At 48.9% G+C, this 24,553-nt stretch carries 21 protein-coding genes, 1 pseudogene and 1 other annotated feature; of the genes and pseudogenes, 7 read left to right on the top strand and 15 right to left on the bottom strand.

The annotated features are described in order from the left end of the window. Positions 1-79 precede the first annotated feature (79 nt). Positions 80-1,039 (top strand): fimbrial protein, encoded by a 960-nt coding sequence (locus tag QUE74_RS00110; RefSeq protein ID WP_000826127.1) that lies wholly within the window; start codon positions 80-82, stop codon positions 1,037-1,039. 37 nt (positions 1,040-1,076) lie between these two features. Here QUE74_RS00110 and nhaR read toward each other — a convergent pair whose 3' ends face one another. The 5 genes and pseudogenes from nhaR to QUE74_RS00085 all read right to left on the bottom strand — a co-directional run bounded on the left by nhaR (position 1,077) and on the right by QUE74_RS00085 (position 7,106). Continuing rightward, entirely contained in the window at positions 1,077-1,976 is a 900-nt protein-coding gene (gene nhaR, locus QUE74_RS00105) for a transcriptional activator NhaR (RefSeq protein WP_001300855.1), read from the bottom strand. A 65-nt stretch (positions 1,977-2,041) separates the two neighbouring features. After that, positions 2,042-3,208: a Na+/H+ antiporter NhaA gene (gene nhaA / locus QUE74_RS00100; RefSeq protein WP_000681365.1), complete on the bottom strand. Its 1,167-nt coding sequence runs from the start codon at positions 3,206-3,208 to the stop codon at positions 2,042-2,044. A gap of 235 nt (positions 3,209-3,443) precedes the next feature. After that, positions 3,444-4,703, bottom strand: coding sequence for an IS1/IS1595 family N-terminal zinc-binding domain-containing protein (locus QUE74_RS00095; RefSeq protein WP_000494931.1), 1,260 nt, complete (start codon positions 4,701-4,703; stop codon positions 3,444-3,446). Positions 4,704-4,831: 128 nt separating this feature from the next. Then, complete coding sequence (locus QUE74_RS00090; protein ID WP_001355224.1) at positions 4,832-6,325, bottom strand: sulfatase family protein; 1,494 nt, start codon at positions 6,323-6,325, stop codon at positions 4,832-4,834. A 20-nt stretch (positions 6,326-6,345) separates the two neighbouring features. Continuing rightward, a pseudogene (locus QUE74_RS00085) lies at positions 6,346-7,106 on the bottom strand (outer membrane protein OmpK). Between the two features lie 615 nt (positions 7,107-7,721). Here QUE74_RS00085 and mokC point away from each other — a divergent pair. Then, positions 7,722-7,874: a type I toxin-antitoxin system toxin MokC gene (gene mokC / locus QUE74_RS00080; RefSeq protein ID WP_000809168.1), complete on the top strand. Its 153-nt coding sequence runs from the start codon at positions 7,722-7,724 to the stop codon at positions 7,872-7,874. 103 nt (positions 7,875-7,977) lie between these two features. Here the strand turns inward: mokC and dnaJ are convergent, their stop codons facing one another. Together dnaJ and dnaK are read right to left on the bottom strand one after the other, a co-directional pair. Beyond that, positions 7,978-9,108, bottom strand: coding sequence for a molecular chaperone DnaJ (gene dnaJ, locus QUE74_RS00075; RefSeq protein ID WP_001118464.1), 1,131 nt, complete (start codon positions 9,106-9,108; stop codon positions 7,978-7,980). Between the two features lie 88 nt (positions 9,109-9,196). Beyond that, positions 9,197-11,113, bottom strand: coding sequence for a molecular chaperone DnaK (gene dnaK, locus QUE74_RS00070; RefSeq protein WP_000516135.1), 1,917 nt, complete (start codon positions 11,111-11,113; stop codon positions 9,197-9,199). 375 nt (positions 11,114-11,488) lie between these two features. Here dnaK and QUE74_RS00065 point away from each other — a divergent pair, with 375 nt between their 5' ends. From QUE74_RS00065 to satP, 3 genes are all read left to right on the top strand, one after another. Further along, positions 11,489-11,893: a DUF2541 family protein gene (locus tag QUE74_RS00065; RefSeq protein ID WP_000843579.1), complete on the top strand. Its 405-nt coding sequence runs from the start codon at positions 11,489-11,491 to the stop codon at positions 11,891-11,893. A 25-nt stretch (positions 11,894-11,918) separates the two neighbouring features. Beyond that, entirely contained in the window at positions 11,919-12,632 is a 714-nt protein-coding gene (msyB, locus tag QUE74_RS00060; protein ID WP_001102367.1) for an acidic protein MsyB, read from the top strand. A 148-nt stretch (positions 12,633-12,780) separates the two neighbouring features. Next, the gene (satP, locus tag QUE74_RS00055) at positions 12,781-13,347 is read left to right on the top strand and encodes an acetate uptake transporter (protein WP_000528541.1); all 567 of its coding nucleotides are present in this window, start codon (positions 12,781-12,783) and stop codon (positions 13,345-13,347) included. Between the two features lie 34 nt (positions 13,348-13,381). Here satP and mog read toward each other — a convergent pair whose 3' ends face one another. Beyond that, a complete protein-coding gene (gene mog / locus QUE74_RS00050; RefSeq protein WP_001094685.1) occupies positions 13,382-13,969 on the bottom strand; it encodes a molybdopterin adenylyltransferase in 588 nt (195 codons plus the stop codon). A gap of 114 nt (positions 13,970-14,083) precedes the next feature. Beyond that, complete coding sequence (tal, locus tag QUE74_RS00045) at positions 14,084-15,037, bottom strand: transaldolase (protein ID WP_000130187.1); 954 nt, start codon at positions 15,035-15,037, stop codon at positions 14,084-14,086. A gap of 278 nt (positions 15,038-15,315) precedes the next feature. Between tal and QUE74_RS00040 the strand changes: the two genes are divergently transcribed. Beyond that, positions 15,316-16,746 carry an alanine/glycine:cation symporter family protein gene (locus tag QUE74_RS00040; protein WP_001112573.1) on the top strand — a complete coding sequence of 477 codons (1,431 nt, stop codon included), beginning with the start codon at positions 15,316-15,318 and terminating at the stop codon, positions 16,744-16,746. A gap of 69 nt (positions 16,747-16,815) precedes the next feature. Then, a complete protein-coding gene (gene yaaA / locus QUE74_RS00035) occupies positions 16,816-17,592 on the top strand; it encodes a peroxide stress protein YaaA (protein WP_000906203.1) in 777 nt (258 codons plus the stop codon). Positions 17,593-17,783: 191 nt separating this feature from the next. Here yaaA and QUE74_RS00030 read toward each other — a convergent pair whose 3' ends face one another. The 6 genes from QUE74_RS00030 to thrL form a co-directional block, all read right to left on the bottom strand. Further along, positions 17,784-18,764: an IS110-like element IS621 family transposase gene (locus QUE74_RS00030; RefSeq protein WP_000399529.1), complete on the bottom strand. Its 981-nt coding sequence runs from the start codon at positions 18,762-18,764 to the stop codon at positions 17,784-17,786. 260 nt (positions 18,765-19,024) lie between these two features. Then, positions 19,025-19,321 (bottom strand): DUF2502 domain-containing protein, encoded by a 297-nt coding sequence (locus QUE74_RS00025; protein WP_000738723.1) that lies wholly within the window; start codon positions 19,319-19,321, stop codon positions 19,025-19,027. A gap of 213 nt (positions 19,322-19,534) precedes the next feature. Further along, complete coding sequence (thrC, locus tag QUE74_RS00020; RefSeq protein WP_000781038.1) at positions 19,535-20,821, bottom strand: threonine synthase; 1,287 nt, start codon at positions 20,819-20,821, stop codon at positions 19,535-19,537. Continuing rightward, positions 20,822-21,754, bottom strand: coding sequence for a homoserine kinase (thrB, locus tag QUE74_RS00015; RefSeq protein ID WP_000241660.1), 933 nt, complete (start codon positions 21,752-21,754; stop codon positions 20,822-20,824). Between the two features lies 1 nt (position 21,755). After that, complete coding sequence (thrA, locus tag QUE74_RS00010) at positions 21,756-24,218, bottom strand: bifunctional aspartate kinase/homoserine dehydrogenase I (RefSeq protein ID WP_001264706.1); 2,463 nt, start codon at positions 24,216-24,218, stop codon at positions 21,756-21,758. Between the two features lie 25 nt (positions 24,219-24,243). After that, positions 24,244-24,363: a sequence feature (Thr leader region), on the bottom strand. Next, complete coding sequence (gene thrL / locus QUE74_RS00005; protein WP_001386572.1) at positions 24,299-24,364, bottom strand: thr operon leader peptide; 66 nt, start codon at positions 24,362-24,364, stop codon at positions 24,299-24,301. It overlaps the preceding feature by 65 nt. Between the last annotated feature and the right edge of the window lie 189 nt (positions 24,365-24,553).

The raw sequence follows: 24,553 nt of genomic DNA, 5'->3' as shown, positions 1-24,553 counted from the left end.
GAACTTATTTTGTACCATTACTTTTAAAAACGTTATCGATGAAAATAAAACATATATATGTCAGTAAAAGGAGTTTACTATGAAGAGGCTTTTATTGCTCTCCTTGAGTCTATATTCTTTTATTGTGCAAAGTGCTCCCTGTACACTGACCAATGTCGGTGAACAACGTGGAACTTACACTCTAAAACCACTTAATATGAAAGGTAATCTCGCTGTTGAAAAAATTGAAAACACTGGAAATATCATTGAGTGTGCGGATTTGCAAGATACGACCAACGCCATTAAAGTTCATTTTTTAACACTGAACGCCTTAAGGTTTAAAGTGGGGGGGCGTCATTATATTATTAATTTTCCTTTTGAATCTAACGGTAAAAAAATAGAACTACCCGGTAAATCATCTTATAATTTAGAAGAAATCTTATCTGCAATAAATTTCACGATCCCATATTCTATTACTTCGTTGCCAGATAATTCTTACATCTCAGATATTTTTCCAGGGGCACCTTTTCCTTTGTTATTCGAAATTGAAGTGAGCTCATGCATAGGGAGTAATACTAATTGTAACAGCGTCCGCTTTAACTTTAATTTAAATACCATTTTACAGGTTAACTTAATGACTTGTGGTTTTGAAGACAAATCCATCGACACTGGACGATTTGTACTGTCTCGTATCAATAGTGAAAATTATCAGTTTCATCATATAAGATTTGACTGCATCCAGGGCGAGCAAGGTGAATTAGTTTTTGAACCCAGTGATGTTGAATATTACTTTGAGCCGGTGACGATACAGGAGTCAGGAACCAGCATATTAAAAAATGAGTTAGAAAATAGTGAGGAAGGTGCTGGTCAAGTAGGCTTTCAACTATCGAATGATGGTACGAATGAAATTCTGTATGGCAAAAGCAATAGCTATGCTTTTCAGCATCCCCATGAAGGAAGTAATCAGATTCCTCTTTTTATTCGCCCGCGTACATATGGAAACAATGTCTCAAGCGGGCAAATAATGAGCCGAGTCAAGATTGTGGTTATATACAACTAATCTATCTCCCCCGCCTTAACTTTGGGGGAGTTGCCGATTAACGCGCCGCTGGACTAAAAAGCGCAGAATAATCCGTATTGCAGATTCGCTGTACCGCTGGATGCTGAATCATCCGCTCAGCAAAAATGGCATGGTACTCTTCCATTACATTTTCTACGCGACCAATTTCCACGACAGTTTTATCGGCATAAAAGTCATATGCATAAAGCGTTGGAGCAACGAAGATTGCATTGTGCATCGCACCAAAAGCTTTCATTAATGCGGCATCATCAAACTCGCCAAGGATTTCTACGTTTAATCCCTGGGAGTTAAACCAGTTAAGCAATTTGCGTCCTAACATTGAACGCCGTCCAGGAATCAAAAGCCGCCGTTCTTCCAGACAAGCCGGGAATGGTTTTTCCGGTGGTGGATTTGTACACCAGAAGCTCACGCCACATTCGCCAATTCTCACGGAGAACAGGCCTTCCTGCTGCGTAGAATCTATCGGGCAATCGGAAATGATCATATCCAGTTTATGCTGACTTAATTGCTCCAGCAGCATTTCGTGGGTGGATTCGAAGCAGCGAAGATGAATCGGCTCACCTTCTACCACTGCGGCGTTCAGTACGCTACTGACCAGGCGTTTGGAAAGTGCATCAGCCACGCCAACGTCAAACAATAAATTGGACTCTTTGCGATAGTTCACGATATCCAGCATTTCCTGGCTTAAGGTAAACATTTTATCGGCATAGCGATAGACCAGCTCTCCCAGTTCGCTGGGTTCGAGACCACGTCCCTTGCGCTTAAATAGTTTACCTTGCAGGCGCTCTTCCAGCGCCCGGATCTGCCCGGTAATGGTTTGTGGTGTTAAATAAAGCGCCTCCGCTGCGCCAACCACGGAACCTTCTTTATAGACATGCCAGAAGTAATACAAGTGGTTGTAATTGATATGAGACATGCTCATTTCTCTCCCTGATAATAATGAAAAGGGAGCCGTTTATGGCTCCCCGGTAAACCGTCCTGTCAAACTGATGGACGTAAACGAACGCGTAACCAGCTGTATCCAATTACCGCCGAAGAGATAGAACCGACCAGGATACCGAGTTTCGCCCAGTTAATCAGTTCTGGATCTACGCTACCAAAGGCCAGGCTGGCAATAAAGATAGACATAGTAAAACCGATACCGCACAGGATCCCCACCGCCATAATTTGCTGATAAGTCGTTCCCTCAGGCAGATGCGCCAGTTTCAAACGCAGCGCCAACCAGCAGAACAGACTAATCCCCAGTGGTTTGCCAATCAGCAAGCCAGCGATAATCCCCAATGGCAGAATGGAGGTCAAGCCATCCAGCGTGACGCCTTGCAGTGAAACGCCAGCATTAGCAAATGCAAACAGCGGCAAAATCAGATATGCCACCCACGGGTGCAACACATGCTCCAGTCGCTTCGCTGGAGAACGCCCATGCTTCTCTTTCAAAGGAATAAAGAAGCCGACAATTACCCCCGCCAGTGTTGCGTGAACCCCCGATTTCAACACCGCAGTCCACAACACCACGCCAACCAGAATATAAACGCCCGTGCGGCGTACACCACACAGATTCAGTACCGCGAGTACGGCAATTGCAACGGCCGCGACGCCAAGAGAGGCCATCGATAAGTCATTAGTGTAGAACAAAGCGATGATAATGATGGCCCCAAGATCGTCGATAATAGCCAGCGCCATCAAAAAGATCTTCAGCGCTAACGGAACACGACTTCCCAACAGCGCCAGCACACCAAGCGCAAATGCAATATCTGTCGCCGCCGGAATAGCCCACCCTTCGCGGGTAATCGGATCGGCATAGTTAAAGGCAAGATAGAGTAATGCCGGAACAATCATCCCACCAATAGCGGCGATAACTGGAAATGCGGCCTGGCGTAAGCTGGCTAGCGATCCTTGCATCAGTTCACGTTTAACTTCCAGACCAACTAACAGGAAAAATACCGCCATCAGCGCGTCATTTATCCATAACAGCATGTTTTTGTTGATTTCGAGTGAACCAACCCGGAGCTGAACCGGCGTCTCAAGAAAATCGTGATACCATCCACTGGTTGTACCGCTGTTGGCCATAATCATCGCCAGGATAGCGGCAATTATGAGAATAATGCCTCCCGAGGCATCACTGCTAAAGAATCGATGCAGATGTTTCACTTTTTATTTCTCTTTCAGGTGAATAGATCGTTTTTACTATTTTATCCCGCACAAATCATCGTTAAAAGCAGATTATAGTGTGGGAATAGTTCGTTTTTTACGATCTATTAAAAGAATTGCGCCATCAGCGAGAGATGAGTTTTTGATGCCCGAAAGCGGCGACTGATGACCTTAACCCCCATTAATCATAGTCTAAGGCCAAGATTTCTGAAGAAATTATTCGGAAAAGTAATAATTAAATTGTTCCATGATCTAGTTTTTTATTCCACAGATGTTTGAAGATATCTAATGTAGAAACGACATTCGCAGGAGACATTCGGTTCAATGATATAAGGAAAGGATGGTTCTCCACAAAGTGGATAAAACACGTCGCACTGTTCAAAGTTGCATGCCGCATCTCGCGGACTTTCTTACTGCCAGTGAGATTGCATACAGCCATTGAATAATTGCGGTTAGAAAATGCACGCCAGACATTGTTTCGTACCCCACCACTAAGGAATAATCGCGGTGGAAAATCAATGCTGGCAGGTGCCACACCGCGCTCTTTGACAAAGGAAATATGGCAGCGACCTTGATGAATATGCTGCAAATAAGCCATCAGGCATCCGCCCAATATAAAGCATTCGTGATCAAGGTAATGCTGAACGTTAATGGAATGTTCATCGGTCAGTATTCTGACCAGTTCAAAATGACGATATGCAGGAAGAACCGGCTTCACCAGCATTCCCGGATCGTTTTGATGTAAAACTGCCGGGCCGTAATCAATATCAAACAAGGTATCCCGCCGCATAGTGAGTAACTCTTTGCGTTGGACATGATGTGCCAGCGTCCCTGGAGGCATACGCTCTTCATAGCTCGATGTGTATTGATAATGTTGCTCTACGGCAGATGGGGAGTAATTGGTTGAGATGGCAACCACCCTGCCGCTTTGTTCTTCTGCGGTAACAAGAGCATAAAGAGAGTTATTGCTACCATTATACTTGACGCGAAAAGCACGGGTACTCAGGGTAATATCAGAAGCAGGCAAACACTGTCGACTTTCTTTATAGTTTGCTCCACGCGCTAATTTTAACAGTTCTCGGCTAAGTCCAGTGCTGTTAAGAAGTAATGACTTTCTGATATCCGCAAGTGCCTCCCCTTGCTCAATCATCAATGCTAACTGGGCTCCTCGTGGTGTGGTAATTACATGTTCCAGAGTGATAAATGTTTTCTCACAATGATGGCAATACATTCTTCTCTGGCCTTGTGCAGAATATCCATATTTTTTGAGAGACGTACTTCCGCAAGTTGAACATTGGCAAATCAAACCTCTCCAGGAGTGATTCACAATATTACGATAAATATTAAGCGACTGTTCAGATATCACTGGAAACAAGTAACCACATTCACGGCATAAAATATTTTTACCCTGTGCGACATAATCCTGGCTATTCAGCAACCCCAGGTTTTTACATCCTGGTGTTTTGCAACAATCAACATTTACGTTGGTAAACATATCCACTCCCTGCGAATAGCCGTATCTTGATATTGTTCAACGCGAAAAGAACCTGATTCAATGCATAGCACTGAATCAGGCGGGCATAGCCCTAAATGGCATACATTACATTTATTATAATTATCAGGTTAGCCCCAGGTCACTGCTTCTGGTTTATCACCTCTGGCTTTCATTAGAGAATCATTATCAATATCACTTTTATATTTTAAAAACTTACCATACATCTGTTTTTCAATATCTGGTTTTTTACCGATCAGATTAAGTGTTTCAAAACGATCAGATTTAAGATTATAGAGATATTTCGGTTTATTATTGCGATCGATAATCATCTTCCAGTCACCATCACAGATCGCCCATTCATCGGTTGGATCATCCTGGAATGGCATATCAATCCCGAAAATTAATGGCTTTTCGCGTTTCAATGCTTTTTGCTCAAGAACAGGAACCAACGATTCGCCATCAAAAGTGCGGTCCGTCGGTAATTTGAAGTTCATCATTTTCGCCAGCGTAGGCATCCAGTCCAGACCATAAACGGGAGTATCTGAAACCATTCCCTTTGGAAGATGCTTTCCGTATTTAATAATCGCCGGAACACGGATGCCGCCTTCCCAAAGATTATCCTTGCGACCACGTAATCCATCAGTTTCCCCTGCCAAATTCAGTTCATAAACTTTACGTGCTTCACGGGTTACTGGGCCGTTATCACTGGTAAAAATAACGATGGTGTTATCTTCTTCACCCATCGCTTTGATTTTATCCAGTACTTTTCCAACCTGAGCATCCAGATAACTGATGTTGGCATAATATTCCCCCACACCACGCCAGGGTTTATCCGCCCAGTCGCCATAAAATAAATCAGGATGCTGCTTCTGATACGCGCTCATATATTGTGAGTACATGTCGAGGTATTTTTTGGGCGAAGCCAGGGGGCTATGCACTTCGGTAAAAGCGACATAAAGGAAGAAAGGCTTACTATCCTTTTTGTTATCCAACCAGTTAACGACTTCCGAACTGACATACTCACCACTCATTTTATCGGCACGAGGTGTGGGTTGCCCGTTACGCAACCAACCCGTCGGATACACCATGCCAAAACGGGGACGCTCCTTCGCATTATCCAGAGTAGCGTCGGTAACAAAACCCGCCGTATTAACCAGTGAGTAATCAAAGCCCATATCTTTTGCCTGAGGCTGATCGGTACGATCGCCGCCTGCATTCAGATGCAGCTTACCCATCATTGCCGTGTCGTACCCTTGCGCTTTGAGTAGATTAGCAATCGTGAGTTCATTACGCCCTAATGCCACATCTTTTCCCGTTGGTATCCATGAACGTATGCCGGTACGAAATGGCATCCGCCCCGTTAATAACCCCGCTCGCGAAGGAGAACTTAAGGGAGCTGGGGCATAGTAGTCAGTAAATTTGACGCCCTCCTGGGCAAGCCTGTCAATATTGGGGGTTTTAACGATCTGATGACCATATGTTGCTAAATCGCCATAACCTAAATCATCCGCCATAATAATGACTAAATTAGGTTGTTTAACCTCTGCGGCTAAGGCAGGACTAAAAGCATTCCCTGTGCAAACTGCAAGGCCGATCAAACTGGCCATTAACGTTTTCTGCATAATTATTCCCTGATAAAAAATTAGAAATCATAACCAAGCATATAAATCATTTGATCGCCAAAGCCATCGTAGCCCAGCTTATTATCGAAATAACGCCACGTCACACTGGCTTTCCAGCGAGGATAGAACTTCCAGGCAATAGTTAAACCGCCATTTAACCCGTTCCGACCAAATTGCTGCTCCGTGTAAGCATCGTTCCTATCCAGTTCTATTTCATTCCAGTTAGATAAAACAAATTTTTCGTCAAATAACATAAATGGCAATACTGCTGTCCAGCCAACAACATAACCATTCCAACCATTCGTTTGACCATATTTAGCTGATACGTAGTCACCAGATTGATTATGTAATCCAATATACGGTTTACCCCCCCCCATGAACCATTCCAGCCGAGGTAGCCCAAACCATAAAACATATCAAGATCGTCACCCCATGAGTTATCCCATTGACCATAGATCTTGCCAAAGAAAGTCATATCAGAGTCAAAGAGTCTGACATGCGTCATTGCTGAAACTGTATGATTTCTCCCTGCTACAGCATGATTGAGTACATTACTTTCATAAAATGAGTAAAATTCTGCTTCTTTAAAATTTACCCCAAAATCCGCAGTCACTTTCCATACTTCACCACGGTGAGTGTTTACAAATCCACTATTCCAGTCTGCATAACCCGCATTTATTGAACCAAAGGTTCCTTTATATTCTAATGAAGAATATGCAGGAAAATGATAGATAGCTGTTATCAGGGTACACGCAATAAGAAGTCGTCTTTTGGCAGACATATAATATGTTCTCCATTCATTGTTTTTATGATTCCATAGGAATTAATACACCAGACAATTCATTTTTATTAAGAATGACCAAGCCAGTATATTTAAAGATGACTATCGAAGCGTGATGAAGATCGCAGATTACTTTTGCGAACGGGCGGAGAGATATCGTGTTTCAGAAAATGTGTCTGTTTTAAATATCACCCTTTGATTTATAGGCATTTTTCATGATGAACTTAGCATTGACTGCTGAACGTATTTCTTTGTCTCTCTATAGTATTACACTAACCTTTAATAATTAATTTCCTTTAGCTATTCACTTTTGATAGAGGAAAACACCTTTTTTTTGTGAATCCCTGGATATATTTAAGTTAAATAAATTGATGTATTGAAATATTATTCCGTAAAAATGCGAGGCGTCTTCAGAAAAAGAATTGATAAAACAGAAGTGAATTAAAAGCGCTGTATAATAGCGGCGGGTGCTTGAGGCTATCTGTCTCAGGCATTAGCTGAACGGCAGATAGAGAAAAGCCCCGAGTGATATTTTACCATCAACCCGAGGCCCCCTATATGCTGAACACATGTAGAGTGCCTCTTACTGACCGTAAGGTCAAGGAGAAGAGAGCAATGAAGCAGCATAAGGCGATGATTGTCGCCCTGATCGTCATCTGTATCACCGCCGTAGTGGCGGCGCTGGTAACGAGAAAAGACCTCTGTGAGGTTCACATCCGAACTGGCCAGACGGAGGTTGCTGTTTTCACGGCTTACGAATCCGAGTAAGAGCAACGGCGGGGAGTGATCCCCGCCACTTTACAGGTGCTCGCATATCTTCAACGCACCCTATTTTTACCCAAGCCTGCCCACAGGCAGGCTTTTGGGGAGGTTAGCGAGTCAGGTCGTCAAAAAACTTCTTCACACCATCAAAGAAGCTCTTTGAGCGCGGACTGTTGTGCTCGCCGGTTGGGCCACCGAAGCTTTCTTGCAGCTCTTGCAGCAGCTGTTTCTGCTTCTCGTTCAGGCCTACCGGTGTTTCGACGACAACGCGGCACAGCAAATCACCCTGTGCGCCGCCGCGGACAGACTTGACGCCTTTACCGCGCATACGGAACAGCTTACCGGTCTGGGTTTCGCCAGGCACTTTCAGTTTGACGCGGCCATCAAGGGTCGGTACTTCGATTTCGCCCCCCAGCGCCGCCATAGCGAAGTTGATCGGGACTTCGCAATACAGGTTGTTGCCTTCACGCTCGAAAATCGGGTGCTGTTTAACCTGAACCTGAACGTACAGATCGCCTGCCGGTGCGCCATGCTCGCCCGCTTCACCTTCGCCCGCAAGACGGATGCGGTCTCCAGTGTCCACCCCTGCCGGAATTTTAACGGACAGCGTTTTGCTGCGCTCAACACGCCCATGACCATGACATTTGTTGCACGGATCTTTGATCAGCGTACCGCGGCCCTGACAGTGTGGACAGGTCTGCTGCACAGCAAAGAAGCCCTGGCGCATCTGCACCTGACCAGAGCCATGACAGGTCGGACAGGTCTGCGGCTGTGTACCTGGTTTTGCACCGCTACCGTGGCAAACGTCACACTCTTCCAGAGTCGGAATGCGGATCTCTTTGGTCACGCCACGTACAGCTTCTTCGAGGGTGAGCTCCATGTTATAGCGTAAATCAGCACCGCGCGCCGCACGTTGACGACCACGTCCGCCGCCAAAAATATCGCCGAAAACGTCACCAAAAATATCGCTGAAGTCTGCGCCGCCGCCAAAACCGCCGCCGCCCATGCCGCCTTGCTCAAACGCAGCATGACCATACTGATCGTATGCCGCACGTTTTTGCGAGTCGGTCAGAACTTCATAAGCTTCCTTGATCTCTTTAAATTTCGCCTCGGCCTCTTTGTCACCCTGGTTACGGTCCGGGTGGTATTTCATGGCCAGGCGTTTGTAGGCCTTTTTGATTTCACGCTCTTCCGCTGTTTTGGAAACGCCTAAAATCTCGTAATAATCTTGCTTAGCCATCTTTTTTGATTTGCCCCTAGATGAATGCACGGGCGGAGAGGAAATTCCCCTTCGCCCGTGTCAGTATAATTACCCGTTTATAGGGCGATTATTTTTTGTCTTTGACTTCTTCAAATTCAGCGTCGACAACATCGTCATCTTTCGCGTTGTTTGCAGAAGCATCAGCACCGGCAGTCTGCTGCTGGGCATGTTGCTGCTGGGCGATTTCCATCAGTTTCTGGGAAACCTGTGCCAGTTCCTGCATTTTCGCTTCGATAGCGGCTTTGTCTTCACCTTTCAGAGCAGTTTCCAGTGCAGTCAGCGCAGACTCGATAGCAGTTTTGTCGTCAGCTGGCAGTTTATCGCCTGCTTCTTCAACCTGCTTACGGGTGCTGTGCAGCAGATGGTCGCCCTGGTTGCGAGTCTGTACCAGCTCTTCAAACTTACGGTCAGCTTCGGCGTTCGCTTCTGCGTCGCGTACCATTTTCTGGATTTCATCTTCGTTCAGACCAGAAGAAGCCTTGATGGTGATCTTCTGCTCTTTACCGCTGTTTTTATCTTTCGCGGAAACGTGCAGGATACCGTCAGCATCGATATCGAAGGTAACTTCGATCTGCGGCATACCGCGCGGTGCCGGGTTGATGCCATCCAGGTTGAACTGACCCAGAGATTTGTTATCAGCCGCACGTTTACGTTCACCCTGCAGCACATGGATGGTTACCGCAGACTGGTTGTCTTCAGCGGTAGAGAACACCTGGCTGTGCTTGGTCGGGATAGTGGTGTTTTTCGCGATCAGCGTCGTCATCACACCGCCCATGGTTTCGATACCCAGAGACAGCGGGGTAACGTCCAGCAGCAGTACGTCTTTTACGTCACCAGTCAGAACACCACCCTGAACAGCAGCACCGATGGCTACAGCTTCGTCCGGGTTAACGTCTTTACGCGGCTCTTTACCAAAGAATTCAGCAACTTTCTTCTGAACCATTGGCATACGAGTCTGACCACCAACGAGGATAACGTCGTCGATATCAGATACGGACAGGCCAGCGTCCTGCAGTGCAACTTTCAGCGGCTCAATGGAACGGTTTACCAGATCTTCAACCAGGCTTTCCAGTTTCGCACGAGTCACTTTGATGTTCATGTGTTTCGGACCGGTCGCGTCTGCAGTGATGTACGGCAGGTTAACGTCGGTCTGCTGAGCGGAAGACAGCTCGATTTTCGCTTTTTCTGCCGCTTCTTTCAGGCGCTGCATTGCCAGCGGATCGTTGCGCAGGTCAATGCCCTGATCTTTCTTGAATTCTTCAACCAGATAGTTAATCAGACGGCTGTCGAAGTCTTCACCACCCAGGTGGGTATCACCGTTGGTTGCCAGAACTTCGAAGGTTTTTTCGCCGTCAACTTCGTCGATTTCGATAATGGAAATATCGAAAGTACCACCACCCAGGTCATAAACCGCGATAGTACGGTTGCCAGTACCTTTGTCCAGACCATAAGCCAGCGCAGCTGCGGTCGGTTCGTTGATGATACGTTTTACTTCCAGACCAGCGATACGGCCTGCGTCTTTGGTTGCCTGACGCTGAGCATCGTTAAAGTATGCCGGTACGGTAATAACAGCTTCAGTTACCGGTTCGCCCAGGTAATCTTCCGCGGTTTTCTTCATTTTTTTCAGCACTTCAGCAGAGATCTGCGGCGGTGCCATTTTCTGGCCTTTAACTTCGACCCATGCGTCGCCGTTATCAGCAGCAATAATTTTGAATGGCATGATGGAAACATCACGCTGTACTTCTTCGTCCTGGAAGCGGCGGCCAATCAGGCGTTTAATCGCAAACAGGGTGTTTTGCGGGTTTGTCACTGCCTGACGTTTAGCCGGCTGACCAACCAGAGTTTCACCATCCTGGGTATAGGCAATGATAGAAGGCGTGGTGCGATCGCCTTCGGCGTTCTCCAGCACTCGCGGAGTGGTGCCATCCATAATCGCTACACAAGAGTTGGTAGTACCCAGGTCGATACCAATTATTTTACCCATCTAAACGTCTCCACTATATATTCGGTCATCATGTGGTTGTGAGTCTGTAATAGGGGCGAAACGTCTGGTTTCAACTGCCCAATTTCATTTTTTTGCAGACTCACTCACTGCGGTTGACTACTAAATGGGGTCGTAACCCACGTCATCAAGGGGGAGATGCAAAAATTTTTTGTGCTTTTGCGCAGAAATTTCGCGATATGCCAGAACAAGACACGAAACTGACAGCAATTTTATTCATATAAAGAATGAATGGCAGCCAAGACATTCATAGAAAAATTGTAATAAAAAGAAAATATTACGTACCTGAATCTTCTCTTTATCAGCAGTAAACTAGTGGGTATTCATCCCCTACCTCTCCCCACTAAGAGAATACTTATGAAATCCGTTTTTACGCTTTCCGCCAGCCTGGCGATTAGCCTGCTGCTGTGCTGCACGGCGCAGGCAAACAACCATAAAATCCTCGGCGTCATTGCGATGCCGCGTAACGAAACCAACGATCTGGCGCTGAAACTTCCTGTTTGTCGCATTGTTAAACGCATTCAACTCACTGCCGACCATGGCGATTTACAGTTAAGTGGTGCATCGGTTTATTTCAAAGCCGCCCGTAGCGCCAGTCAGAGCCTGAATATTCCTTCAGAAATAAAAGAAGGGCAAACCACTGACTGGATCAACATTAACAGCGATAACGACAATAAACGCTGCGTCTCAAAAATCACCTTTTCCGGCCATACGGTGAACTCATCGGATATGGCCACGCTGAAAATTATCGGCGACGACTAACGCCAGAATATAGAAGCCACAAAAAATGAATGTTAATTACCTGAATGATTCAGATCTGGATTTTCTCCAGCATTGTAGTGAGGAACAATTGGCAAATTTCGCCCGGCTGCTCACCCATAATGAAAAAGGCAAAACTCGCCTCTCCAGCGTACTGATGCGCAACGAACTGTTTAAATCGATGGAAGGACATCCCGAGCAACATCGCCGCAACTGGCAGCTGATTGCCGGAGAATTACAGCATTTTGGTGGCGATAGTATCGCCAACAAACTGCGTGGACACGGTAAATTGTATCGGGCCATTTTGCTCGATGTTTCAAAACGATTGAAGCTGAAAGCCGACAAAGAGATGTCTACGTTTGAAATTGAGCAACAGTTACTGGAACAATTTCTGCGTAATACCTGGAAGAAAATGGACGAGGAACATAAGCAGGAGTTTCTGCACGCGGTCGATGCCAGGGTGAATGAGCTGGAAGAGCTGCTGCCGCTGCTGATGAAAGACAAATTATTGGCAAAAGGCGTGTCGCATTTGCTTTCCAGCCAATTGACCCGCATTTTACGCACCCACGCAGCAATGAGCGTACTTGGGCATGGTTTGCTGCGCGGCGCGGGGCTGGGAGGCCCTGTAGGCGCGGCACTAAATGGGGTTAAAGCGGTCAGCGGCAGCGCCTATCGCGTGACGATTCCAGCCGTACTGCAAATCGCCTGCCTGCGCCGGATGGTTAGTGCCACTCAGGTCTGATACCGGAAACCGGGGAAAATTTTCATTTTCCCTTCAAAAGATCGTAGACACTGCCCCACTGGCTGATTATTATGCCGCGCCCTGAAAACACTACAGTTATTCAGGGAAATTATTTCACCATTCATTCGATGATGATTTTTGAGGAATTATGGGCAACACTAAGTTGGCTAATCCGGCACCGCTGGGCCTGATGGGCTTCGGCATGACCACCATTCTGCTTAACCTGCACAACGTGGGTTATTTCGCTCTTGACGGTATTATTCTTGCAATGGGCATTTTCTACGGCGGCATCGCGCAAATTTTTGCTGGTCTGCTGGAGTACAAAAAAGGCAACACTTTCGGTTTAACCGCATTCACCTCTTACGGTTCTTTCTGGCTGACGCTGGTTGCGATTCTGCTGATGCCGAAACTGGGTCTGACCGATGCGCCAAATGCACAGTTCCTTGGTGTCTACCTTGGTCTGTGGGGCGTATTTACGCTGTTTATGTTCTTCGGCACGCTGAAAGGCGCACGCGTTCTGCAATTCGTTTTCTTTAGCCTGACCGTGCTGTTTGCCCTGCTGGCGATCGGTAACATTGTCGGTAATGCCGCGATCATCCACTTTGCCGGCTGGATTGGTCTGATCTGCGGTGCCAGCGCAATCTATCTGGCGATGGGTGAAGTACTGAACGAGCAGTTTGGTCGCACCGTTCTGCCGATTGGTGAATCCCACTAATTGTTTTGAGATCCCCCCGCATGGGGGGATTTTTTTATTCGCTAACTTCGCGTCTTGCACTCTTCGGTCTGAATGCTGCAACCACTTCCGGTGCCGTTTCAACGTATGGCCCTTCCAGCAACTGAATGCAGTACGGTACGCTGGCAAAAATACCGTGCACCACAACGTTACCCTCAGCGTCCTTCACACCTTCCAGCGTCTCTTTAATAGACTTCGGCTGACCGGGTAAGTTAAGGATTAGTGCTTGTTTGCGAATCACGCCCACCTGGCGCGAAAGGATCGCGGTTGGAACAAAATGCAGGCTAATTTGGCGCATCTGTTCACCAAAGCCTGGCATCTCGCGGTCCGCTACTGCCAGCGTCGCATCGGGCGTGACGTCACGACGCGCCGGGCCAGTTCCGCCCGTGGTGAGCACCAGATGGCAACTCATTTCATCCACCAGCTCACACAACGTTTGCTCGATGATCGCCTGCTCGTCGGGGATTAAGCGGGTTTCCAGTTCAAACGGCGTGGTTAGCGCCGATGTCAGCCATTCTTCCAGCGCAGGGATGCCTTTATCCTGATAAACGCCGCTGGATGCGCGATCAGAGATGGAAACTAAGCCAATACGTAAAGTATTCATCAAGATTTTTCCGTTTAAACAGTCTCGTTAAACAGAATGATACACTGCGAAGGGAGTGACAGACAGGCTTCAGAAGAGGTAGCGTGACCGACTTCCCGGTCACGCTAAGAATGATTACAGCAGATCGCCGATCATTTTTTCCAGTTTTTCCTGGTCAACAGCAAACTTACGGATACCTTCTGCCAGTTTATCTACTGCCATTGGATCCTGGTTGTGCTGCCACAGGAACTCGGACTCAGTGATACGCGCCGGACGCGCTTTCACTTCGCCGGTGTAAGACAGTTTACGTTCGATAGCCCCTTCGCTCTCAGCCAGCTCTTTCAGCAGTGCCGGTGCGATGGTCAGACGGTCGCAGCCTGCCAGTTCCAGAATTTCGCCGATGTTACGGAAGCTTGCGCCCATCACCACGGTTTCATAACCGTGCTCTTTGTAGTACTGGTAGATTTCAGATACAGAAACCACGCCCGGATCTTCTGCCGGAGCGTACTCTTTCTTATCAGTATTCGCTTTGTACCAGTCAAGAATACGGCCAACAAACGGCGAGATCAGGAACACGCCTGCTTCCGCACAAGCACGAGCCTGAGCGAAGGAGAACAGCAGGGTCAGGTTACAGTTGATACCTTCTTTTTCCAGCTGTTCTGCAGCACGGATACCCTGCCAGGTAGAAGCCAGTTTGATCAGAATACGATCGTTGCTAATACCTGCATCGTTGTAGAGTTTGATCAGGCGTTTTGCTTTCGCAATTGACGCTTCGGTGTCATAGGAAAGACGCGCATCAACTTCAGTTGAGATACGGCCCGGAACCAGTTTCAGGATTTCCAGACCAATATTTACTGCCAGTTTGTCAGTCGCGTCCACGATCTGCTGCGCGCGATCGTTGCTCTGCTGTTTCGCCCAGGCGACAGCATCATCAATCAACTTACGATATTCCGGAATCTGCGCTGCGTTAAGAATGAGAGAAGGGTTAGTTGTGGCATCCTGCGGTTGATACAGCTTCATTGCCGCGATGTCCCCAGTGTCGGCCACTACGGTGGTGTACTGACGAAGGGAGGTCAATTTGTCCGTCATGATAGTATTTCTCTTTAAACAGCTTGTTAGGGGGATGTAACCGGTCTGCCCTGATGATATCACGACGCAACGTCAGCGCAACCGCCGACAAGACGGTTATCGCCTGGCGAGACTGTTTCGGATTTCTGACACTGCGTTGATATCGCCCGCCATTTTTATACAAAACCTCATGTATGCTACGCAGAAGTTATCAACTACCTCGTAGCGTATATACTTCTTAAACAATTGGTAACGTTTACACAGGAAAGTCATCGCGACCGGCAATAAGAGGGATATGCATGCCAGATTTTTTCTCCTTTATTAACAGCGTCCTTTGGGGATCGGTAATGATTTACCTGCTCTTCGGCGCAGGTTGTTGGTTCACTTTTCGCACCGGATTTGTGCAGTTTCGCTACATCCGCCAGTTTGGCAAAAGTCTTAAAAATAGCATTCATCCACAGCCAGGCGGTTTAACCTCATTTCAGTCATTGTGTACCAGTCTTGCGGCGCGCGTGGGTAGCGGCAACCTGGCTGGCGTTGCGCTGGCTATTACCGCCGGTGGACCAGGTGCCGTCTTCTGGATGTGGGTTGCCGCGTTTATCGGCATGGCGACCTCGTTTGCCGAATGTTCCCTTGCACAACTTTATAAAGAACGTGACGTTAATGGGCAGTTTCGTGGCGGACCGGCATGGTATATGGCGCGCGGGCTGGGGATGCGCTGGATGGGCGTTCTGTTCGCCCTCTTTTTGCTCATCGCCTACGGCATAATTTTCAGCGGAGTTCAGGCGAACGCCGTTGCCCGAGCCCTGAGTTTTTCTTTTGATTTTCCCCCGCTGGTGACAGGCATTATTCTTGCTGTCTTTGCTCTGCTGGCAATCACTCGCGGTCTTCATGGCGTCGCCCGGCTCATGCAGGGGTTTGTCCCGTTGATGGCGATAATCTGGGTACTGACCAGCCTGGTAATTTGCGTAATGAATATCGGGCAACTTCCCCACGTCATTTGGTCTATTTTTGAGAGTGCTTTTGGCTGGCAGGAAGCGGCAGGCGGCGCGGCGGGATATACCTTAAGCCAGGCGATTACTAACGGTTTTCAGCGCAGTATGTTTTCCAATGAGGCGGGAATGGGGTCGACGCCAAACGCGGCAGCGGCAGCTGCGTCCTGGCCTCCGCATCCCGCAGCGCAAGGGATTGTCCAGATGATTGGCATTTTTATCGACACCCTGGTCATCTGTACGGCAAGCGCCATGCTGATATTACTGGCGGGTAACGGCACAACCTACATGCCGCTGGAAGGTATTCAGCTTATCCAGAAGGCGATGCGGGTGCTAATGGGCTCCTGGGGTGCGGAGTTTGTTACCCTCGTGGTTATTCTGTTTGCCTTCAGCTCCATCGTTGCCAACTACATTTATGCCGAAAACAATCTCTTCTTCTTACGCCTGAACAACCCTAAAGCGATCTGGTGTCTGCGAATCTGCACCTTCGCAACGGTCATCGGCGGCACCTTGCTAAGTCTTCCGCTGATGTGGCAACTGGCAGATATCATAATGGCCTGCATGGCTATTACCAATTTGACCGCCATATTACTGCTCTCGCCTGTGGTTCATACCATTGCCAGTGATTATCTACGCCAGCGTAAACTCGGCGTGCGCCCGGTGTTTGATCCGTTACGTTATCCGGATATTGGTCGCCAGCTTTCTCCGGACGCGTGGGATGATGTTTCGCAGGAGTAATCACAACTATCGATCAACTCATTCCCTTTTTTTGCTAAAGTCGGCATAAATTTCCTGCAAGGACTGGATATGCTGATTCTTATTTCACCTGCGAAAACGCTTGATTACCAAAGCCCGTTGACCACCACGCGCTATACGCTGCCGGAGCTGTTAGACAACTCCCAGCAGCTGATCCATGAAGCGCGGAAACTGACGCCTCCGCAGATTAGCACGCTGATGCGCATCAGCGACAAACTGGCGGGCATCAACGCCGCTCGCTTTCATGACTGGCAGCCAGATTTCACGCCAGAGAATGCCCGACAGGCGATTCTGGCGTTTAAAGGTGATGTCTACACCGGCTTGCAGGCCGAAACCTTCAGCGAAGACGATTTCGATTTTGCCCAACAACATTTGCGAATGCTTTCCGGCTTGTATGGCGTACTGCGCCCGCTCGATTTAATGCAGCCTTATCGTCTGGAAATGGGGATCCGTCTTGAGAATGCCCGAGGGAAAGATCTGTATCAATTCTGGGGAGATATCATCACCAACAAGCTGAACGAGGCGCTCGCAGCACAAGGCGATAATGTGGTGATTAATCTGGCGTCAGATGAGTATTTTAAATCGGTGAAGCCGAAGAAATTGAATGCCGAGATTATCAAGCCAGTGTTCCTCGATGAGAAGAACGGCAAATTTAAGATAATCAGCTTCTACGCTAAGAAAGCACGCGGTCTGATGAGTCGTTTCATTATTGAAAATCGGCTGACCAAACCAGAGCAACTGACTGGTTTTAATAGCGAAGGTTACTTCTTTGATGAAGCTTCCTCCAGCAACGGCGAACTGGTGTTTAAACGCTACGAGCAGCGTTAAGTTTGCAGTAAATGCCGGATGCGGCATGAACGCCTTATCCGGCCTACAAAAGCATGCAGATTCAATATATTGCAGAATTAACGTAGATACTGTTATGGCCTGCAAGTTTTTTTCTACCCTGGTTTCCCAGATTGCAGGCATGCCAGACACAGCGCCGTCAGGCGCTGTTTTTTTCATCCCTTCCGCGATTTTTACGCAGCTACCGGATTATGCCGTGACGCATCGAACGGCACGCCTGACTTCAGCACTCCATACGCCACCTGTGCCAGCTTGCGCATCATCGCGCCAAGAATCACCTTTCCTTTCTTGCCATTAGCCGTCAGACGGTCACGGAACATCCGTCCCCACTCAGTCTTACTGGTGGCTACCATTGCAGGCATATACAACGCCCTGCGAAGCGACACATGTCCGGCTTTACTCAACCGGCTTGCCCCTCTCACACTACTGCCTGATTCATAACGCCGTGGTGTCAGACCCGCAAAAGCGGCGAACTGTCTGGCATGGGCGAAGCGGTCCTTCAGACCTATATAAGCCAGTAATACCGCAGATGTTTTCTCTCCGATACCCGGGATACTTTCCAGCAGTTTCCTGCGGTGTTTCATATCCGGATCATCGTCTGTCAGGTCTTTTATCTGCTTCTCAAGACGCTTCAGCTCTGCTTCAAGCCACAGAAGGTGAGCATCAATGCTCGGTCTCTGGACTTCCCGCGCCGTTTCAGTGCGGTTCAGTTCCTGCGTGTGCATATCTGTCAGCGCCTGGTGGCGTACTACCAGGGCACGCAACGCGCGTTCAAGCGGGTGAGGCGCTTCCCAGGCTGCAGGGCGCTTCTGACGACAGAACTCTGCCAGCATGCGCGCATCCACGGTATCAGTCTTGTTACGCAGTCCTTCACTCTGAGCGAAAGCTTTACCCAACGCAGGATTAATGACTGACACTATGTAACCTGCATCGTAAAGGCACTCTGCGACAGGTTCCATATAGGTGCCGGTCGCTTCGATGCAGATATGCGCATGGTCAATCTTGTGACCCTTCAGCCATCTCACCAGCTCATCGTGCCCTTTAGTGGTGTTAGCGAATTTTTTGGTGCGATGACGACCATCAGGACGCAACACATCGACATCCAGTTTCTCTTTAGCGGTGTCGATACCGATATAATGAAGTTCATGTTCCATCGTGAAACCAACCTTGCAAATACGGATTACCGGGAAAACCGGTCCATGATACTGTCCGGTTTATCACTTTGGGAGAAAGGCAGTCCGCTGCATAAATCTACGCAACAGGTTGAAAACCTAAGGCCCGATACGGCATGCGGACTGCAGGCAGAGAAAACTGGCCGATTTTCTCTGCACAGGAGGGATAATACAAGGCCTGATAAGACGCGCCAGCGTCGCATCAGGCGCTGAATGCCGGATTGTTACCCGGCATTTGTCATTTAGCGGTGATGTTTGCCTGGACCATGACCGCCGTGATGATCATGAGGAGCTTTCTTATGGTGGCGCGGCGGTGGCGGTGGTCCGTGTGGGTGCCAGCGATTGCCTCGCCATTCATAATGTTGTTTCCACCAGCCGTGGTCGCGCCAGTGACCGCCATCCCAGTAATAGCCACGATTATCACGATCGCCTATCTGTAATTTTACTGACGGGACTAACGTAATTTCCGCAGCCTGTGCTGCCATGGGAGCGACCAGAACCAGGGAAAGTGCGAGTACGATAGATTGCATCTTTTTCACAGGTTACTCCTTTTATCATTGCCCGTTATGGGTCGATATCCGGAGATTACGCGATGAGAACGGCGGTTGTTATTCTCCGCAATCCTAATCTCTAAGTTACCGCATTTATTGAGAATTCCTCCTTTTTTCCTGTCGTTTTTCTCCATATTTTCTTCATAAAAAAGCCGGGCTGTATAAAAGCAAACCCGGCCTGATTGAGATAATGAATAGATGTTACTGATGATTCATCATCAATTTACGCAACGCAGCAAAATCGGCGGGCAGATTATGCGAAAGCAAGGGTAAATCAGCACGTTCTGCCAGCTCTTTTGGCAGATCCAATGTTTCACCGAGAATCGCCTCCACGCTCTCTTTAAATTTCGCCGGATGCGCGGTGCCGAGGAACAGGCCATATTCGCCTGGATGCAACTGGTCGCGCAGCGCACGATAAGCTACGGCAGCGTGCGGCTCCGAGGTATAGCCCAGCGCTTTTAACTCACGCATTGTCTGTTGCGTGGTTTCATCATCCACGGCTGCATAGCCCAGCTCTTTCAGTTGCCAGATTTTGCGGCGGAATAACTCCTCCACACGCGGCCAGTTGTTCGGCTGACTCACGTCCATCGCATTGGATAATGTCGCCTGAGTCGCTTTAGGGGACCACTGCCCGTCGTGCAAGAAACGCGGCACGGTATCGTTCACGTTAGTGGCAGCGATAAAACGCTTCACCGGCAGGCCAAGAGATTTCGCCAGCAGGCCCGCAGTCAAATCGCCGAAGTTACCGCTCGGCACCGAGACAACCAGCTGGTTGCGCGCTTCCTGCGGCAGCTGCGCAACAGCTTCAAAGTAGTAGCAAATCTGCGCCAGTAAACGACTGATGTTAATGGAGTTAGCAGAGTTCAGCCCCAAAGCCACTTTCAGTTCTTCATCATCAAACGCCTGCTTTACCAGCGCCTGACAGGCATCAAAATCGCCGTCAATGGCAATAGTTTCAATATTGCCACCCAACGTACAGAACAGTTTTTCTTGCAGTGGACTGATTTTGCCTCGTGGATAGAGGATAACCACTTTCACATTCGGTAAACCGTAGAAAGCATGAGCCACTGCCGCTCCAGTATCACCGGAGGTCGCGGTCAGAATGGTCACTGGCTTATCGCCCGCAATATGGGTCAGCATTTGTGCCATAAAGCGACCGCCGAAATCTTTAAATGCCAGCGTTGGCCCGTGAAACAACTCCAGACAACCGACATCGCTTTCAACATTGGCGACCGGAGCCGGGAAGGCAAACGCCGCGCATACGCGCTCTTCCAGTATTTCCTGCGGGATTTCATCACCAATAAACGCCGAGAGGATCTTCGCACTGCGGGTGACAAAATCCAGCTTCAGCATCTCATCAATTTCAGTCAGGCTGAATTCCGGTAGGTCGTGCGGAAAAAACAGCCCCTGATTTTTGCCCAACCCCTGAGTTACGGCTTGCGCAAAGCTGACCTGTTCGTTGTGATCTTTCAGATTGTAGAGTTTCATTTAGTTTTCCAGTACTCGTGCGCCCGCCGTATCCAGCCGGCAAATATGAACAAAACCTTCCTGATTTTGCAGGTAGTTCTTACCCAACCAGTCGGCAACGCGCTGGGCGGTATCCGGCTTGTCACACAGAGCGAACAAAGTCGGGCCGGAGCCGGAGATACCGCTCGCTACCGCGCCGATTTCCGCGACCGCCTGCCGCGCCTGCCGGAAGCCTGGCAGTAACCGTTCACGGTAGGGTTCAGCGATAACATCTTTCATCAGCTTCGCGGCAAGCTCAGGCTGACGGGAATAGCAGGCGTGAATGAAGCCTGCCAGATGTCGCCCGTGCGCAATGCAATCCTGGCGACGATACTGTGCCGGTAAAATAGCCCGGGCTTCTGCCGTCGAGACTTTAATCCCCGGATATGCCAGCACCCACAGCCACTCATCAAACCCCGGCACTTGCTGGCTGATGATGTCGTTTTCTTCGATCATCAACTGCATACCACCAAGAAAACACGGTGCCACGTTGTCGTAATGAATGCTGCCGGAGATACGCCCTTCCAGCTCGCCCATCAAAGCCAGCAAACGGGTGTCATTAAGCGGCTTGCCGCAATGTTCATTCATCGCCATCAGCGCCGCCACCACCGAACAAGCGCTGGAGCCTAAACCCGAACCGATCGGCATATTCTTTTCCAGCGTCATTGCCACTGGAATTTGCTTGCCCAGCTCCTGGCAAAAACGCTCCCAGCACTGATAAACGATATTTTCCCGTGGTTCTGACGGCAGCTTATCGGCAAAACGTCCGAGATTGTTGAGACTGAATGTCTCTGCCGCCTCAACCGTTACTACATCTCCGAGCAATGCACCATCAACAGGTGTCACCGCCGCCCCGAGCACATCAAACCCGACGCTCATATTGGCACTGGAAGCCGGGGCATAAACTTTAACCATGTCAGACTCCTAACTTCCATGAGAGGGTACGTAGCAGATCGGCAAAGACACCAGCAGCTGTAACGTCATTGCCCGCGCCATATCCGCGCAGAACCAACGGCAGCGGCTGATAATAGTGGCTATAGAAGGCCAGGGCGTTTTCGCCATTTTTCACTTTGAACAGCGGATCATTGCCATCCACTTCGGCAATCTTCACGCGGCAGATGCCATCTTCATCAATATTGCCAACATAGCGCAAAACTTTGCCCTCATCACGAGCCTTCGCCACGCGTGCGGCAAAGAGATCGTCGAGCTGTGAAAGATTCGCCATAAAAGCTGCAACATCACCCTCTGCGTTAAACTCTGCGGGCAGCACAGGTTCAATTTCAATATCCGCCAGTTCCAGTTCACGTCCCGTTTCACGGGCGAGGATCAATAGCTTACGCGCCACATCCATACCAGAAAGATCATCTCGCGGGTCCGGTTCGGTATAACCCATTTCCCGCGCCAGCGTGGTCGCCTCGGAGAAACTCATGCCTTCGTCTAACTTGCCGAAGATATAAGAAAGCGAACCGGAAAGAATGCCGGAGAACTTCATTAATTCATCACCTGCGTTGAGCAGATTTTGCAGGTTCTCAATAACCGGTAATCCAGCCCCAACGTTAGTGTCATAGAGGAATTTACGCCGCGATTTTTCCGCCGCATAACGCAACTGATGGTAGTAATCCATCGACGAGGTGTTGGCCTTTTTGTTTGGCGTAACCACGTGGAAACCTTCGCGCAGGAAGTCAGCATACTGATCCGCCACCGCCTGGCTGGAGGTACAGTCGACAATCACCGGATTCAGCAAATGATATTCTTTCACCAGGCGAATTAAGCGCCCGAGGTTAAACGGCTCTTTGGCTTGCGCCAGTTCTTCCTGCCAGTTCTCCAGATTAAGGCCATGCACATTGGTGAGCAGAGCCTTTGAGTTGGCAACGCCGCAGACACGTAAGTCGATATGTTTATTCTTCAGCCAGCTTTGCTGACGCTTCAGTTGCTCCAGCAGCGCACCGCCAACGCCACCGACACCAATTACAAACACTTCGATAACCTGATCGGTATTGAACAGCATCTGATGAGTAACGCGCACACCAGTGGTCGCATCATCGTTATTTACCACGACAGAGATTGAGCGTTCAGAAGATCCCTGAGCAATGGCGACAATGTTGATATTGGCGCGGGCCAGCGCGGCAAAGAATTTCGCCGAGATCCCACGCAAGGTGCGCATACCATCACCTACCACCGAGATAATGGCTAGCCGTTCCGTCACCGCCAGCGGCTCCAGCAAGCCTTCCTTCAGTTCAAGATAGAACTCTTCCTGCATCGCCCGTTCAGCTCGCACACAGTCGCTTTGTGGAACGCAGAAACTGATACTGTATTCAGAAGACGATTGCGTAATCAGCACCACTGAAATGCGAGCGCGTGACATCGCTGCAAAGACGCGCGCCGCCATGCCGACCATTCCTTTCATCCCCGGGCCGGAAACACTGAACATTGCCATATTATTCAGATTGGAAATGCCCTTGACCGGTAATTCGTCTTCATCACGGCTGGCGCCAATGAGCGTACCTGGTGCTTGAGGATTTCCGGTGTTTTTAATCAGGCAAGGGATCTGGAACTGAGCGATGGGGGTAATGGTGCGGGGGTGAAGAACTTTAGCGCCGAAGTAGGAAAGCTCCATCGCTTCCTGATAGGACATCGACTTCAACAACCTCGCATCGGGCACCTGACGCGGGTCGCAGGTATAGACCCCGTCAACGTCCGTCCAGATCTCGCAACAATCGGCGCGTAAACAGGCAGCCAGTACCGCGGCGGAGTAGTCGGAACCGTTACGTCCAAGCACCACCAGTTCGCCTTTTTCATTACCGGCGGTGAAACCTGCCATCAGCACCATGTGGTCAGCCGGAATGCGGCTTGCCGCAATACGGCGGGTGGACTCAGCAATATCGACGGTAGATTCGAGGTAATGACCGACTGCCAGCAGTTTTTCGACCGGATCGATTACGGTAACGTTGTGACCACGCGCTTCTAACACGCCGGCCATAATGGCGATCGACATTTTCTCGCCACGGCAAATCAGTGCCGCGTTGATGCTATCCGGGCACTGCCCTAACAAACTAATACCATGCAGGACATGTTTAATTTGGGCAAATTCCTGGTCGACGAAAGTTTTCAGCTGCGCCAGCGGGAATCCCGGCTGAGCGGCGGCGAGTCCCGTCAGAAGTTCGGCAAAAATACGTTCGGCATCGCTGATATTGGGTAAAGCATCCTGGCCGCTAATGGTTTTTTCAATCATCGCCACCAGGTGGTTGGTGATTTTGGCGGGGGCAGAGAGGACGGTGGCCACCTGCCCCTGCCTGGCATTGCTTTCCAGAATATCGGCAACCCGCAGAAAACGTTCTGCATTTGCCACTGATGTACCGCCGAACTTCAACACTCGCATGGTTGTTACCTCGTTACCTTTGGTCGAAAAAAAAGCCCGCACTGTCAGGTGCGGGCTTTTTTCTGTGTTTCCTGTACGCGTCAGCCCGCACCGTTACCTGTGGTAATGGTGATGGTGGTGGTAATGGTGGTGCTAATGCGTTTCATGGATGTTGTGTACTCTGTAATTTTTATCTGTCTGTGCGCTATGCCTATATTGGTTAAAGTATTTAGTGACCTAAGTCAATAAAATTTTAATTTACTCACGGCAGGTAACCAGTTCAGAAGCTGCTGTCAGAGACACTTTTTTTAATCCACACAGAGACATATTGCCCGTTGCAGTCAGAATGAAAAGCT

Origin of the sequence: Escherichia sp. 10290 (genome assembly GCF_030295155.1) — a bacterium.
In the GTDB taxonomy this organism is placed as follows: domain Bacteria; phylum Pseudomonadota; class Gammaproteobacteria; order Enterobacterales; family Enterobacteriaceae; genus Escherichia; species Escherichia coli_F.
This window is presented reverse-complemented; position numbering and strand designations above follow the sequence as displayed.

Coding starts and splice junctions, on each gene's coding strand:
- QUE74_RS00110 (WP_000826127.1), top strand. CDS start 80: ATGAAGAGGCTTTTATTGCTCTCCTTGAGTCTATATTCTTTTATTGTG.
- nhaR (WP_001300855.1), bottom strand. CDS start 1,976: ATGTCTCATATCAATTACAACCACTTGTATTACTTCTGGCATGTCTAT.
- QUE74_RS00095 (WP_000494931.1), bottom strand. CDS start 4,703: ATGTTTACCAACGTAAATGTTGATTGTTGCAAAACACCAGGATGTAAA.
- QUE74_RS00090 (WP_001355224.1), bottom strand. CDS start 6,325: ATGCAGAAAACGTTAATGGCCAGTTTGATCGGCCTTGCAGTTTGCACA.
- mokC (WP_000809168.1), top strand. CDS start 7,722: ATGAAGCAGCATAAGGCGATGATTGTCGCCCTGATCGTCATCTGTATC.
- dnaJ (WP_001118464.1), bottom strand. CDS start 9,108: ATGGCTAAGCAAGATTATTACGAGATTTTAGGCGTTTCCAAAACAGCG.
- dnaK (WP_000516135.1), bottom strand. CDS start 11,113: ATGGGTAAAATAATTGGTATCGACCTGGGTACTACCAACTCTTGTGTA.
- QUE74_RS00065 (WP_000843579.1), top strand. CDS start 11,489: ATGAAATCCGTTTTTACGCTTTCCGCCAGCCTGGCGATTAGCCTGCTG.
- msyB (WP_001102367.1), top strand. CDS start 11,919: ATGAATGTTAATTACCTGAATGATTCAGATCTGGATTTTCTCCAGCAT.
- satP (WP_000528541.1), top strand. CDS start 12,781: ATGGGCAACACTAAGTTGGCTAATCCGGCACCGCTGGGCCTGATGGGC.
- mog (WP_001094685.1), bottom strand. CDS start 13,969: ATGAATACTTTACGTATTGGCTTAGTTTCCATCTCTGATCGCGCATCC.
- tal (WP_000130187.1), bottom strand. CDS start 15,037: ATGACGGACAAATTGACCTCCCTTCGTCAGTACACCACCGTAGTGGCC.
- QUE74_RS00040 (WP_001112573.1), top strand. CDS start 15,316: ATGCCAGATTTTTTCTCCTTTATTAACAGCGTCCTTTGGGGATCGGTA.
- yaaA (WP_000906203.1), top strand. CDS start 16,816: ATGCTGATTCTTATTTCACCTGCGAAAACGCTTGATTACCAAAGCCCG.
- QUE74_RS00030 (WP_000399529.1), bottom strand. CDS start 18,764: ATGGAACATGAACTTCATTATATCGGTATCGACACCGCTAAAGAGAAA.
- thrC (WP_000781038.1), bottom strand. CDS start 20,821: ATGAAACTCTACAATCTGAAAGATCACAACGAACAGGTCAGCTTTGCG.
- thrB (WP_000241660.1), bottom strand. CDS start 21,754: ATGGTTAAAGTTTATGCCCCGGCTTCCAGTGCCAATATGAGCGTCGGG.
- thrA (WP_001264706.1), bottom strand. CDS start 24,218: ATGCGAGTGTTGAAGTTCGGCGGTACATCAGTGGCAAATGCAGAACGT.